At 68.6% G+C, this 13910-nt stretch carries 13 protein-coding genes; 11 read left to right on the top strand and 2 right to left on the bottom strand.

Annotated elements, in window-relative coordinates; translation table 11 throughout:
- The first annotated feature begins 81 nt into the window (after positions 1 to 81).
- Complete coding sequence (locus tag AB0M11_RS11020; RefSeq protein ID WP_365703725.1) at positions 82 to 984, top strand: tRNA (adenine-N1)-methyltransferase; 903 nt, start codon at positions 82 to 84, stop codon at positions 982 to 984.
- A 281-nt stretch (positions 985 to 1265) separates the two neighbouring features.
- Complete coding sequence (locus AB0M11_RS11015; protein WP_365703723.1) at positions 1266 to 1847, top strand: hypothetical protein; 582 nt, start codon at positions 1266 to 1268, stop codon at positions 1845 to 1847.
- A 67-nt stretch (positions 1848 to 1914) separates the two neighbouring features.
- Here the strand turns inward: AB0M11_RS11015 and AB0M11_RS11010 are convergent, their stop codons facing one another.
- On the bottom strand, positions 1915 to 2220 hold the full coding sequence (locus tag AB0M11_RS11010) for a ferredoxin (RefSeq protein WP_365703721.1): 306 nt from the start codon (positions 2218 to 2220) through the stop codon (positions 1915 to 1917).
- A 526-nt stretch (positions 2221 to 2746) separates the two neighbouring features.
- Here AB0M11_RS11010 and arc point away from each other — a divergent pair.
- From arc to prcA, 6 genes are all read left to right on the top strand, one after another.
- Positions 2747 to 4513, top strand: coding sequence for a proteasome ATPase (gene arc / locus AB0M11_RS11005; protein ID WP_365703719.1), 1767 nt, complete (start codon positions 2747 to 2749; stop codon positions 4511 to 4513).
- Positions 4514 to 4757: 244 nt separating this feature from the next.
- Complete coding sequence (gene dop / locus AB0M11_RS11000; RefSeq protein ID WP_365703717.1) at positions 4758 to 6269, top strand: depupylase/deamidase Dop; 1512 nt, start codon at positions 4758 to 4760, stop codon at positions 6267 to 6269.
- A 190-nt stretch (positions 6270 to 6459) separates the two neighbouring features.
- Entirely contained in the window at positions 6460 to 6678 is a 219-nt protein-coding gene (locus AB0M11_RS10995; RefSeq protein ID WP_234531430.1) for a ubiquitin-like protein Pup, read from the top strand.
- Between the two features lie 33 nt (positions 6679 to 6711).
- Positions 6712 to 7305: an endonuclease VII domain-containing protein gene (locus AB0M11_RS10990; RefSeq protein ID WP_365703714.1), complete on the top strand. Its 594-nt coding sequence runs from the start codon at positions 6712 to 6714 to the stop codon at positions 7303 to 7305.
- A complete protein-coding gene (gene prcB / locus AB0M11_RS10985) occupies positions 7257 to 8102 on the top strand; it encodes a proteasome subunit beta (protein ID WP_365703712.1) in 846 nt (281 codons plus the stop codon). The genes AB0M11_RS10990 and prcB overlap by 49 nt, the downstream gene beginning before the upstream one ends.
- Before the next feature lie 70 nt (positions 8103 to 8172).
- Positions 8173 to 8931 carry a proteasome subunit alpha gene (gene prcA, locus AB0M11_RS10980; protein ID WP_365703710.1) on the top strand — a complete coding sequence of 253 codons (759 nt, stop codon included), beginning with the start codon at positions 8173 to 8175 and terminating at the stop codon, positions 8929 to 8931.
- A 72-nt stretch (positions 8932 to 9003) separates the two neighbouring features.
- On the opposite strand, the gene AB0M11_RS10975 is transcribed toward prcA, so the two are convergent.
- Positions 9004 to 10020: a LacI family DNA-binding transcriptional regulator gene (locus AB0M11_RS10975; RefSeq protein ID WP_365703708.1), complete on the bottom strand. Its 1017-nt coding sequence runs from the start codon at positions 10018 to 10020 to the stop codon at positions 9004 to 9006.
- Between the two features lie 88 nt (positions 10021 to 10108).
- On the opposite strand from AB0M11_RS10975, the gene AB0M11_RS10970 reads away from it, so the two are divergent.
- The 3 genes from AB0M11_RS10970 (at position 10109) to AB0M11_RS10960 (ending at position 13852) form a co-directional block, all read left to right on the top strand.
- On the top strand, positions 10109 to 11368 hold the full coding sequence (locus AB0M11_RS10970; protein ID WP_365703706.1) for an MFS transporter: 1260 nt from the start codon (positions 10109 to 10111) through the stop codon (positions 11366 to 11368).
- A 9-nt stretch (positions 11369 to 11377) separates the two neighbouring features.
- Positions 11378 to 12739: a Pup--protein ligase gene (gene pafA / locus AB0M11_RS10965; protein WP_028801611.1), complete on the top strand. Its 1362-nt coding sequence runs from the start codon at positions 11378 to 11380 to the stop codon at positions 12737 to 12739.
- A 114-nt stretch (positions 12740 to 12853) separates the two neighbouring features.
- Positions 12854 to 13852: an FKBP-type peptidyl-prolyl cis-trans isomerase gene (locus AB0M11_RS10960; protein ID WP_365703703.1), complete on the top strand. Its 999-nt coding sequence runs from the start codon at positions 12854 to 12856 to the stop codon at positions 13850 to 13852.
- The last annotated feature ends 58 nt before the right edge of the window (positions 13853 to 13910 follow it).

Raw genomic sequence — 13910 nt, 5'->3', positions numbered from 1 at the left:
GACGCCCCGGCATGGAAACGCCTCGCCCCCCTGTCGGTCAGGCCGGTCAGGCCTCCCGCAGGGAACCGGTAGGGTGTTCACATGTCCGAACCGACCGGTGCCGCCCGCAGGCGCGGGCCCTTCAAGGTCGGGGACCAGGTACAGCTGACCGACCCCAAGGGCCGCCACTACACGTTCACGCTCGAAGCCGGGAAGAACTTCCACACCCACAAGGGCTCCTTCCCGCACGACGAACTGATCGGCGCTCCCGAGGGCAGCGTTGTCCGCACCACCGGCAACGTCGCCTACCTCGCGCTGCGCCCCCTGCTCCCCGACTACGTCCTGTCCATGCCCCGCGGGGCAGCCGTCGTCTACCCCAAGGACGCGGGGCAGATCCTCTCCTTCGCCGACATCTTCCCCGGCGCCCGCGTCGTCGAGGCCGGCGTCGGCTCCGGCTCGCTCAGCAGCTTCCTGCTGCGCGCCATCGGCGACCAGGGCATGCTCCACAGCTACGAGCGCCGCCCGGACTTCGCCGAGATCGCCCAGCAGAACGTCGAGCGCTACTTCGGCGGCCCGCACCCCGCTTGGCAGCTCACCGTCGGCGACCTCCAGGACAACCTCTCCGACACCGACGTCGACCGGGTCATCCTCGACATGCTCGCCCCCTGGGAATGCCTGGAGGCCGTCTCCAAGGCGCTCGTCCCCGGCGGCATCCTCTGCTGCTACGTGGCCACCACCACCCAGCTCGCCCGGACCGTCGAGTCCATCCGCGAGATCGGCTGCTTCAACGAGCCGACCTCCTGGGAGACGATGATCCGCAACTGGCACGTGGAAGGCCTCGCCGTCCGCCCCGACCACCGCATGATCGGCCACACCGGCTTCCTGCTCACCGCCCGCCGCCTCGCCGACGGCGTCGAGCCGCCCATGCGCCGCCGCCGCCCCGCCAAGGGCGCCTACGGCGAGGACTACGACGGCCCCAACGCCGACGGCGGCGCCGGCCGCTGAGCCCGTCCCCACCGCGTCAACGCACGAGCGCCGCGGCCGAGTTCCCCGGACCCGCCGGAACTCGACCGCGGCGCTCACCCGTTGAAGCCCGCCCGGAAGCCGGCCCGTGAGCCGCCGCGGACACCAGCACCGCCCCCCTCGGGCACCGCAGACACCCGTCGACCGGGCCGGGTACCCCACCCGCTCAGGAAAGCCCACCCCCGCCGTTCCCACCCACTGTGACGTGTGGCACGATGCAGGCCACCCCCCCACCGGCACAGGCCTCACAGGAGACACTCCTAGTGCAGCAATCCGTGGTCCCGGAGCTCGCTCACACCGACACCCGCCCCATGCACTGGCTCGCCACCGCCGCCGCCGTGGCCGGCGTGGTCGCTCTGTCGTCCCTCTTCCAGCCGGGCTCGGCCAAAGCCGCCCAGCCCGCCGCCGCAACCGGCACGAAGACCGCACCCGCGGCCGCCGCGCCGCCCAGCACCACCGGCGTGGACTTCCCCCTCGACTGCGGCCCCGTGAAGGAGCTGGTCGTCAAGAAGGCCACCGGCGACCTCGACGGCGACGGCAGACCGGAAACCGTGGCGGTGGTCCACTGCGACTCGGCCATGGGCACCCCGCCCGACGGCGTCTACGTCCTCACCCAGGCTGCCGACGCCACCAGCCCCCGCGTCGTCGCCACCCTCGTCGACCCCAAGGACCGGTTCACCGTGACCGACTTCGCCGTCACCGGGAAAACGGTCACCGCCACCCTGCTCGGCTATTCATCGGACAATGTGCCCAGTTGCTGCCCGGACCTGAAGTCCACCGCCAAGTGGCAGTGGAACGGCCACGCGTTCGTCCGCTCCACCCCGGCCGCCAGCCACAGCGTCTGACGGCCGGCCCCGCTCTCACCGCCCGCCGCCGACACCGCCGTCGGCGTCGCGCACAGTGGCCGGAAAGTCACCCCGCGTCCGGCCCGTACACCTCGACCCGGTCCGCGACCCGGCGCACATGGATGCACTCGCCCGGACACTCCCGCGCCGAGTCCACCACATCCGTGAGCAGCGGCAACGGCACCGGCGCCGTCGCACCCGCCGCCTGGAGCAGCTCGTCGTCCGCGCCCTTCACATAGGCCAGGCCGTCGATGTCCAGCTCGAACACCTCCGGGGCGTACTGGGCGCAGATCCCGTCCCCCGTACACAGATCCTGGTCGATCCAGACCTCCAGCGCCTCACCGCCGGCCAGGGCCTCCTGCTGCACGGTCATCTCTCCTGCCGTCGAAAGCGCCGGCCCGCGGGACCCGGGGGTCACCCGATCCCGCCCCGGCGGATGCTGAACGCCCTCGACCCTACCCCCGCCCCCCAGCCGCCCGCGCATCCTCCCGGCGCACCCCCTGGGCCGCCGCGGGCCCGCGCGCACGGCGCGTCCCACCGCGCGGTACGGCGGCGCTCGGCCACCGGACCGATCGACTTGAGCCAACCCGCGACCCGCTTCCACCCTCACCCGCCCCACCCGACCGGTCGCTCTGTGTAAGAAACCCGCCACCGGGGCACAACCCCTGAACCGACACTGGAGCGGACAACTCCGGTCAGTCACGAAGGGTTTTGACCACTCCGGGCCTGGAACACGCCGCTTCCGAATCGCGTTGAGTGGGTATCCACCCGGCACGAGGGAGAACGCAATGGGTGACCGACGACACACCTTGACAGTCTTTGTGATCTAGGGGTTTCAATCGACACCCACCCAGGTAGGGTCTGGAAGCGTCCAGCTCCCCTTGGAGGAGGTGAGGACCGTGGCAGCCCACGACGACGACATGAACCGCGGCATCCGCCCGGGACGGGGGTCCGACGACCCGTCCGAGCAGATCGCCTATCTTGAGCAGGAGATCGCCGTCCTGCGACGCAAGCTCGCCGACTCTCCGCGACACACGAGGATTCTCGAAGAGCGGATCGTCGAGCTGCAGACGAACCTGGCCGGCGTGTCCGCCCAGAACGAGCGACTCGCGAACACCCTCCGCGAGGCCCGCGACCAGATCGTGGCCCTCAAGGAAGAAGTCGACCGACTCGCACAGCCGCCGGCCGGCTTCGGCGTCTTCCTCACGGCGAACGAGGACGGCACCGCCGACATCTTCACCGGCGGCCGCAAACTCCGGGTGAACGTCAGCCCGAGCGTCGACCTGGACGACCTCAGGCGCGGCCAGGAAGTCATGCTCAACGAAGCGCTCAACGTGGTCGAGGCCATGGAATTCGAGCGCGTCGGCGACATCGTCACCCTCAAGGAGATCCTTGAGGACGGCGAGCGCGCCCTCGTACTGGGGCACACCGACGAGGAGCGGGTGGTACGGCTCGCCGAGCCACTGCTGGACGTGAACATCCGCCCCGGCGACGCCCTGCTGCTCGAACCCCGCTCCGGCTACGTCTACGAGATCGTCCCCAAGAGCGAGGTCGAAGAACTCGTCCTCGAAGAAGTCCCCGACATCGGCTACGAACAGATCGGCGGACTCGGCGGCCAGATCGAGGCCATCCGCGACGCCGTCGAGCTCCCCTACCTCTACCCGGACCTGTTCAAGGAGCACGAACTGCGCCCGCCCAAGGGCGTCCTGCTCTACGGACCCCCCGGATGCGGCAAGACACTCATCGCCAAGGCCGTCGCCAACTCGCTGGCCAAAAAGGTCGCCGAAGTCACCGGCCAGGCCGCCGGCAAGAGCTTCTTCCTCAACATCAAGGGCCCCGAACTCCTGAACAAGTACGTCGGCGAGACCGAGCGGCAGATCCGCCTCGTCTTCCAGCGTGCCCGGGAGAAGGCCAGCGAGGGCACCCCCGTCATCGTCTTCTTCGACGAGATGGAATCCCTCTTCCGCACCCGCGGCTCCGGCGTCAGCTCGGACGTGGAGAACACCATCGTCCCCCAGCTGCTCGCCGAGATCGACGGTGTCGAAGGCCTGCAGAACGTGGTCGTCATCGGCGCCTCCAACCGCGAGGACATGATCGACCCCGCCATCCTCCGCCCCGGCCGGCTCGACGTGAAGATCAAGATCGAGCGTCCCGACGCCGAGGCAGCCAAGGACATCTTCGGCAAGTACCTCACCGAACGCCTCCCGCTCCACGCCGACGACCTCGGAGAACACGGCGGCAGCAAGGCCACCACCGTCGAAAGCATGATCCAGACGGCAGTGGAACACATGTACGCCGAATCCGAGGAAAACCGCTTCCTGGAAGTCACCTACGCCAACGGCGACAAGGAAGTCCTCTACTTCAAGGACTTCAACTCCGGCGCCATGATCGAGAACATCGTCGGACGCGCCAAGAAAATGGCGATCAAGGACTTCCTCGACCACAACCAGAAGGGCCTCCGCGTCTCCCACCTCCTCCAGGCCTGCGTGGACGAGTTCAAGGAGAACGAAGACCTCCCCAACACCACCAACCCCGACGACTGGGCCCGAATCTCCGGAAAGAAGGGCGAACGGATCGTCTACATCCGTACCCTCATCACCGGAAAGCAGGGCGCGGACACCGGACGCTCCATCGACACGGTGGCCAACACCGGACAGTACCTGTAAAACACAGGGCGGCTGCGGGTGCCCACACCGGGTACCCGCAGCCGACTGTTTTTCCGGCCGAGACCGGAACCGAGGCGAGCAAGGCAATGACGCAAATGATCTCCCCACCAGCGCGGCGGCGTTCTAGGCTCGTTCCTACCGCCGAGTCGCGCAGTGCGGGGACGGGCACCGCACACGCACCGGAGCGCCAGCGGTACGCGAGCGCAGCCCACGACCGAGGGCTCCGCCGGGCAAGGAGGGCCGCATGACCGTACGGCGAGTAATGGGCATCGAGACGGAGTACGGAATCTCCGTCCCCGGCCACCCCAACGCCAATGCCATGCTCACCTCGTCCCAGATCGTCAACGCCTACGCGGCGGCGATGCACCGGGCCCGCCGGGCCCGCTGGGACTTCGAGGAGGAGAACCCCCTACGGGACGCCCGAGGCTTCGACCTCGCCCGCGAGGCCGCCGACGCCAGCCAGCTCACCGACGAGGACATCGGCCTCGCCAACGTGATCCTCACCAACGGCGCACGCCTCTACGTCGACCACGCACACCCCGAGTACAGCGCCCCCGAGGTCACCAACCCCCGCGACGCCGTCCTCTGGGACAAAGCCGGCGAACGCATCATGGCCGAAGCCGCCGAACGAGCCGCCGCACTCCCCGGCGCCCAGCCCATCCACCTCTACAAGAACAACACCGACAACAAGGGCGCCAGCTACGGCACGCACGAGAACTACCTGATGAAGCGGGAAACCCCCTTCTCCGACATCGTGCGCCACCTCACCCCCTTCTTCGTCTCCCGCCAGGTCGTCACCGGCGCCGGCCGCGTCGGCATCGGCCAGGACGGCCACGAACACGGCTTCCAGCTCAGCCAGCGCGCCGACTACTTCGAGGTCGAGGTCGGCCTGGAGACCACGCTCAAGCGGCCCATCATCAACACCCGCGACGAACCCCACGCCGACGCGGAGAAATACCGCCGCCTCCACGTGATCATCGGCGACGCGAACCTCTCCGAGACCTCCACCTACCTCAAACTGGGCACCACCGCCCTCGTCCTCTCCATGATCGAGGACGGCTTCATCGCCGTCGACCTCGCCGTCGACCAGCCCGTACGCACCCTCCACCAGGTCTCCCACGACCCCAGCCTCAAGCGCCTCGTCACCCTCCGCAGCGGACGCACCCTCACCGCCGTCCAGCTCCAGATGGAGTACTACGAGCTCTCGCGCAAATACGTGGAGGAGCGCTACGGCGCCGACGCCGACGACCAGACCAAGGACGTCCTCACCCGCTGGGAGGACACCCTCAACCGCCTCGAACGCGACCCCATGAGTCTGGCCGGAGAACTCGACTGGGTCGCCAAACTGGAGCTCATGGAGGGCTACCGCCGCCGCGACGACCTCGACTGGGACGCCGCCAAGCTCCACCTCCTCGACCTCCAGTACGCCGACGTGCGGGCCGAGAAGGGCCTGTACAACCGCCTGACGGCCCGCGGCCGCATCAAGCGGCTCCTGACCGAGGCCGACGTCGAGCGGGCCCGTACGAACCCGCCCGAGGACACCCGCGCCTACTTCCGCGGCCGCTGCCTGGAGCAGTACGCCGACGACGTCGCCGCGGCCAGCTGGGACTCGGTCATCTTCGACCTCCCCGGCCGCGACAGCCTCCAGCGCGTCCCAACCCTGGAACCGCTACGCGGAACGCGAAATCACGTCAAGGAGCTCCTGGACCGCTGCCGCACCGCAGAAGACCTGGTCAGGGTCCTCTCCGGCGGCTGAGCGGGTACCCGGAGCACACCGGGCGGCCGGGGTCAAAACCCCGCCGCCCGGGAATCATCGAGGTGGCCCCCGTAGGTTGGAGAAACTGCGGGGCCGATGTCGGACCCGGCTTGTAGGGTCTGATCATCACCGATCGGCAGGAAAGCCGACCTGTCGACCCATGTCGGGCGAACTGAGCGGGGTGAGTGTCATGGCAACCAAGGACACCGGCGGCGGACAGCAGAAGGCGACGCACTCCACCGAGGAGGTCGAGGAGCAGGCGGCAGAGTCGCAGGGCTCCGAGGACCTCAAGGAACGGCACGAGAAGCTGAGCGACGACGTCGACTCGGTTCTTGACGAGATTGACGATGTCCTCGAGGAGAATGCAGAGGACTTCGTTCGAAGTTTCGTTCAGAAGGGTGGCGAATAGCCTTCGAATCGAAGGATTCGGGGGCGTCGCACGGTGGAGATCCAAGAAAGCGCTAAGCGCTGTTCGCGGTGCGGGGAGCCCAAGCCGCGAGCAGCGTTCGCCCGTAACAAGAGCGCCCGTGACGGGCTTCAGGCCTACTGCCGGGAATGCTGGGCTGAGTACCACCAGGCCCGTCAGCTGGCCAAGGGAAAGAACGTGCGGCCGCGTGTGGACACACCGGACGGACACAAGTACTGCCGAAGCTGCAAGCAGATCAAGCCGCACAGTGAGTGGCATCGGAATGCCACAGCTTCCGACGGCCTCTCTACCAGCTGCAAGGACTGTCGAGCGGCGAAGGGGCGTGCCGGGCATCTGAAGCGCAGCTACGGTCTCACAGAAGCCGAGCGGGATGCCATGATCGCCTCGCAGATGGGTGTCTGCGTGATCTGCTTGAAAGCTTCCCCCGTACATGTGGATCACTGCCACGAGACGGGTAGGGTCCGTGGCGTACTGTGCTTCAACTGCAATTCGGCCATCGGCAAGTTGGGAGACGATCCCGACGCTGTTCGTCGGGCAGCCGCCTACCTGGAAGGAACTCCGTGGAAGCCAACACTCGTAGCACCGGGCGTCTACCAGCTGCCTTCCTGACGCCTGGGTCCTCTTCGTTCATGGACTTTCTCGGTGAGCACCAGCCGGAGCTGCTGCCCGGCAGGCGGCAGTTGCCGCCCACGCAGGGGGTGATCGAGGCGCCGCACGGGACGACGATCGTGGCGGTGACCTTCCCCGGCGGCGTGGTGCTCGCCGGTGACCGCCGGGCCACGATGGGCAACGTGATCGCGCAGCGGGACATCGAGAAGGTGTTCCCGGCGGACGAGTACTCGGCCGTCGGTATCGCCGGCACCGCCGGTCTCGCCGTGGAGATGGTGAAGCTCTTCCAGCTGGAGCTGGAGCACTTCGAGAAGGTCGAGGGTGCCCAGCTGTCGCTGGAGGGCAAGGCGAACCGGCTGTCGACGATGATCCGGTCGAATCTCGGCATGGCGATGCAGGGGCTGGCCGTGGTGCCGTTGTTCGCCGGGTTCGACGTGGACCGGGCGAAGGGGCGGATCTTCTCGTACGACGTGACGGGTGGCCGTTCCGAGGAGCACAATTTCGCCGCGACCGGTTCGGGCTCGGTCTTCGCGCGGGGTGCGATGAAGAAGCTGTTCCGTGACGACCTGTCCGAGGAGCAGGCGACCACTCTGGTGGTGCAGGCTCTGTACGACGCGGCCGACGACGACTCCGCGACCGGTGGTCCGGATGTCGCCCGCCGGATCTACCCGATCATCACGGTGATCACCGAGGACGGTTTCCGCCGGCTCACCGAGGACGAGGCGTCCGAGCTGTCGCGTGCGGTGCTGGCGCGCCGCCTGGAGGAGCCGGACGGTCCGCGCGCGGCGCTGCTGTAGGCGCCGGGGCGTTCTTATCAAGGTGATCCCTGTGACTTCGACGGAACCCTAAGGAAGGGGACGGATACCGGTGTCGACGCCGTTCTATGTCTCACCTCAGCAGGCGATGGCGGACCGTGCCGAGTATGCCCGGAAGGGCATCGCGCGTGGCCGTAGCCTGGTTGTGCTCCAGTACGCCGACGGCATCGTGTTCGTCGGTGAGAACCCGTCCCGTGCGCTGCACAAGTTCAGCGAGATCTATGACCGGATCGGTTTCGCGGCCGCCGGTAAGTACAACGAGTACGAGAACCTGCGGATCGGTGGCGTGCGCTACGCGGATCTGCGGGGTTACACCTATGACCGTGACGATGTGACGGCGCGTGGTCTGGCGAACGTGTATGCGCAGACGTTGGGCACGATCTTCTCGTCGGCGGCGGAGAAGCCGTACGAGGTGGAGCTGGTGGTCGCCGAGGTGGGGGTGGTTCCGGAGGGTGATCAGATCTATCGGTTGCCGCACGATGGTTCGATCGTGGATGAGCACGGTTCGGTGGCGGTCGGTGGCAACGCGGAGCAGATCAGTTCCTACCTGGACCGTGAGCACCGTGAGGGGATGACTCTCGCGGAGGCTCTGAAGCTGGCTGTGACGGCGCTGTCGCGGGAGTCGAACGGTACGCAGCGGGAGATTCCGGCGGAGCGGCTGGAGGTGGCGGTGCTGGATCGTACGCGTCCGCAGCAGCGGAAGTTCAAGCGGATCGTGGGTCCGCAGCTGGGGCGGTTGCTGGAGGCGGGCGGTGCGGCGACGGCTGCCGAGGCCGAGGAGGCGGAGGAGTCCGGCGGGGACGTGGAGTAGTCCCGCTCTCACTTCGATCGCTCTGCGCCCCGTCCGGGAGTTTCCGGGCGGGGCGTGGGTGTGTTCGTGGGGTCAGGGCCGTGGTGGGGGTGCGGTGGAGCCGCGGACGACCAGGTGGACGGGGATGTCCCCGGCTTCGGGTTCGCGGCCGTCGAGGACGTCGAGGAGGGCGTGCATGCCGCGTTCGCCGAAGAGTTCGGCGTCGAGGCGGACGGTGGTGAGTTCGGGGTCGATGGCGGTGGCGAGGGCGAGGTCGTCGAGGCCGGTGACGGAGATGTCGTCGGGGATGCGCAGGCCGTGGCGGCGCAGGGCCTTGTAGGCGCCGGCGGCGAGTTTGTCGTCGTCGCAGACGAGGGCGGTGGGGCGGGGGCCGGGGGTGGCGAGGGCGGCTTCGGTGGCGGCCTGGGCGCCTTCGATGGAGATGGGGGCGTGGACGGTGCGCACGGAGGTGCCGGGGACGGTTGCGGTGCGGGTGGCGAGTTGGCGTGCGCGTACGTCGAAGGTCCAGGAGGCGACGTCGGCGGCGAGGTGCAGGAAGTGGCGGTGGCCGAGGCCGAGGAGGTGGTCGGCGACCTGGCGTACGCCGTCGGCGATGTCGAGGTTGACGGTGGCGGCGCCGAGGCTGCCGTGGGGGTCGCTGTCGAGCATGACGAGGGGGAGCTGGTCGCCGCGGATGGCGGTGAGGGCGTCGGCGGCCATGGAGGAGGCGATGACGCCGTCGAGGGCGGCCTGGGCGGAGGCGAAGGGGTTGCGGGCGGGGCCGATGCCTTCGGGGGAGGGGTAGAGGACGACGCCGAAGCCGTGGGTGGCGGCGATGCGGGCGGCGCCGGTGTAGACGCCCGCGAAGAATTCGGTGGTGAGGGCGGGGACGACGAGGAGGACGGTGCGGGTGCGGCCGAGGCGGAGGTTGCGGGCGGCGAGGTTGGGGCGGTAGCCGAGGTCGCGGGCGGCTGCGCGGACGCGTTCGGCGGTGGTTGCGGAGACGCGGCCGTGCCATTTGTCGCCGAGTACGAGCGACACGGCGGCCTGGGAGACGCCGGCGGCCTGGGCGACGTCGCGGCTCGTGGGGCGCGTGTTGCTGCGTGGCACCGGGGGTGGGCTCCTTCGTGTGGACGGGTGAACAGCGCACATGGTACGTATGGGCCACGGGGTTATACGTAAAACGTGGAGGTGGTGCATGGCCGCGGGGTACCTGGAGATCCTCAGGGCGAGGCACGCGGCCCGGCTGTTGGCGGGGACGCTGGTGGGCCGGTTGCCGAACGCGACGGCGGCTCTGGCGATCGTGCTGTTCGTGCGGGCGCAGGGCGGTGCCTACAGCCTCGCGGGGGCGCTGGCGGCGGTGTACGGCGTGGCGAACGCCGTGGGGCAGCCGGTGCTGGGGCGGCTGGTCGATCTGTACGGGCAGCCGCGGGTGCAGCTGCCCGCGGCGCTGGTGTCGGCCGCGGCGATGGCCGTCTTCGCGTTCGCGGGTACCGGGCCGCTGCCGGTCGCCTGTGTGGCCGTGGCGGTGGCCGGGCTGTGCACGCCGCCGTTGGAGGGGGGTCTGCGGGCCCTGTGGCCGGGTGTCCTCGGTGCGGAGGACCGGGTGCACACGGCGTACGCGATGGACGCGGTGGCGCAGGAAGTCATGTTCACGGTGGGGCCGTTGCTGGTGACGTTGTGTGTGTCGCTGTGGTCGGCGCAGGTGGCGCTGGTCGTGGTGAACGTGGTGGGGGTCCTGGGGTCGCTGTCGGTGGTGGTCTCGCCGCCGTCGCGTGCGTGGCGTTCGGCGCCCCGTGAGGCGCACTGGCTGGGCGCGCTGCGCTCGTCCGGGCTGCTGGTGTTGCTGGCGGCGTTCCTGTTCGTGGGGATGGCGCTGGGTTCCATCACGGTGGCGTCGGTGCCGTATGCGGACGGCCATGGCGGTGACGTGGTGTACGGCTGGCTGATGGCCGCGCTGGGGCTGGGTGCGCTGCTGGGGGGCACGGTGTACGGGGCGCGGCGGTGGAGGGGGGAGCCGGCGCGGCGACTGCGGGTGCTGGTGGCTCTTCTGGCGGTGTGTTATCTGCCGCTGATGCTGATGCCGGGTGCGGTGGCCATGGTTCTGCTCACGGTGCTCGCGGGGGTGTTCCTGGCGCCGGCGATCGCGTGTGCGTTCGTGCTGGTGGACCGGCATGCGCCGGGGGGTACGGTCACCGAGGCGTTCTCCTGGCTGGTGACGACGTTCACCGTGGGTGCGTCGGTGGGAACGGGCGTGGCGGGGCCGGTCGTCGAGGCGGGCGGGGCGTTGTGGGGGTTCGCGGTGCCGGGGGTGGCGGGGGCCGTGTCGTTGCTGGTCCTGGCGGTCACCGGGCGGGTCCTCGCAGCTCCCGGTGGGGGTGCGGTGGTTGCCGGCGGTTCGGAAAATGATCCAAATCGTGCGGCCGAACCCCGTTTCAGCTCGGGGGATCGGGCGTAATGTTCAGTCATGGACCGCCGCATTTTCGGGCTGGAGAACGAGTACGGCGTCACGTGCACGTTCAGGGGACAGCGCCGCCTGTCGCCTGACGAGGTGGCGCGGTACCTCTTCCGCCGTGTCGTGTCATGGGGCCGTAGCAGCAATGTCTTTCTGCGCAACGGCGCCCGGCTCTATCTCGACGTGGGCTCGCACCCGGAATACGCAACACCCGAGTGCGACAATGTGACCGAACTGGTCACCCACGACAAGGCCGGCGAGCGCATTCTCGAAGGACTGTTGGTGGACGCCGAACGACGCCTGCATGAGGAAGGAATCGCGGGCGACGTCTACCTTTTCAAGAACAACACGGACTCGGCGGGCAACTCGTACGGTTGCCACGAGAACTATCTGGTGGCGCGGCACGGGGAGTTCTCCCGGCTCGCGGACATTCTCATTCCGTTCCTGGTGACCCGGCAGCTGTTGTGCGGCGCGGGCAAGGTGCTGCAGACGCCGCGCGGTGCGGTGTACTGCGTGAGCCAGCGGGCGGAGCACATCTGGGAGGGCGTGTCGTCGGCGACGACACGTTCCCGGCCGATCATCAACACGCGTGACGAACCGCACGCGGACGCCGAGCGGTACCGCCGGCTGCATGTCATCGTGGGCGACTCGAACATGTCCGAGACGACGATGCTGTTGAAGGTCGGTGCCACCGACCTGGTGCTGCGCATGATCGAGGCGGGCACGGTGATGCGGGACCTGACCCTGGAGAACCCGATCCGGGCGATCCGTGAGGTGAGCCACGACATCACGGGCCGGCGCAAGGTGCGCCTGGCCAGCGGCCGGGAGGCCTCGGCCCTGGAGGTGCAGCGGGAGTACTACGAGAAGGCGGTGGACTTCTGCGAGCGCCGCGGTATCCGCACCGGCACGGTCGAGCAGGTGCTGGAGCTGTGGGGCCGGACGCTGGACGCGATCGAGGCCGAGGACCTGGACCGGATCGGCACCGAGATCGACTGGGTGATGAAGTACAAGCTCATCGAGCGGTACCGGGCCAAGCACAACATGACCATGTCTCATCCGCGGGTGGCGCAGATAGACCTCGCTTATCACGACATTCACCGTCGTCGGGGTCTGTATTACCTGCTGGAGAAGAAGGGGCAAGCCGCGCGGATCTGCAATGACTTGAAGATCTTCGAGGGCAAGTCGGTGCCGCCGCAGACGACTCGGGCGCGGCTGCGCGGTGATTTCATCCGGCGGGCCCAGGAGCAGCGCCGGGACTTCACGGTCGACTGGGTGCATCTGAAGCTCAACGACCAGGCGCAGCGCACGGTGTTGTGCAAGGATCCGTTCCGTTCGGTCGACGACCGGGTGGAGAAGCTCATCGCCGGTATGTGAGCGATCGGCACACTACGCCACACGGGCGCCGTACGTTTTCCGTACGGCGCCCTTCGCACGACGTAGAGTTGCGCGCACGCCATCCGCAAGATCGACCGATTACGAGGCTCTTCCGTGCGCCGACGCTCTCTTCTCCTTGCCGCTGTTCCCGCGGGACTGGTCACGCTGGCCGGGTGTGGTGACAACTCGTCCTCCTCCAGCAAGGCCAGTGCCTCGCCGTCGGCCTCCGCCTCGGTGCCGCCGCCGAAGATCGTGGACGGGCCGTTGCCGGCGATCACGGCGGGCACGAAGTTCGACGAGAAGCCGACGGTGGCCAAGGGCAGCGGGGACCCGTCGAAGGACCTGGCGGTCCGCACGGTGATCGCGGGCAGCGGGAAGACGGTCGCGGAGAACGACTTCATCCAGGCCAACTACCTGGGGCAGATCTGGTCCACGGCGAAGGTCTTCGACCAGTCGTACGACCGTACGCCGCTGCTGATGCAGCTCGCCGCGGGCAGCATCATCGACGGCTGGCGGTATGGGCTGGCGGGGAAGAAGGCCGGCAGCCGCGTGCTGATGGCCGTGCCGCCGACCTGGGGGTACGGCAGTTCGGGCAACGCGCAGGCGGGGATCAAGGGCACGGACACGCTGGTGTTCGTGGTGGACGTGCTGAACACGTTCAACTCGAAGAGCTCCAGCACGGGCAAGGAGGTCGCGCAGAGCGACGCCGCGCTGCCGAAGGTCGGGACGAACACGGACGGCAAGGCCCCGTCGATCGACATCCCGAAGGCGGACCCGCCGAAGAAGCTGGTGTCGAACTACGTGCTGGAGGGGGACGGCCCCGAGGTGCAGGCGGCGCAGACCATCCTGTGCCAGTTCAAGGGCGAGGTCTGGGAGAGCGGCAAGGTCTTCGAGCAGACGTATGAGAGCGGGCGGCTGGCGCAGTTCTCGGTCGCGCAGATGCAGGAGGCCCTCAAGGGGCTGGCGCAGGGGATCACCGGCAAGAAGGTGGGCAGCCGGATCCTGGTGGTCACGCCGCCGGACCTGGCCTACGGGAACAACCCGCCGAGCGGTGGTGTGGTGCAGAAGGGGTCGACGCTGGTCTTCTCGGTGGACATTCTCGCGGCGATGTAGTGGCGCGGGCGGCACCGGGTCGGGGATGAAAGACTGTCGGGGTTCCGTGTCGTTACAC

The sequence above is a fragment of the Streptomyces sp. NPDC051987 genome (assembly GCF_040680735.1).
In the GTDB taxonomy this organism is placed as follows: Bacteria; Actinomycetota; Actinomycetes; order Streptomycetales; family Streptomycetaceae; genus Streptomyces.
Note: the sequence above shows the minus strand (reverse complement) of the source record. Positions and strands in the feature narration are given on the sequence as shown.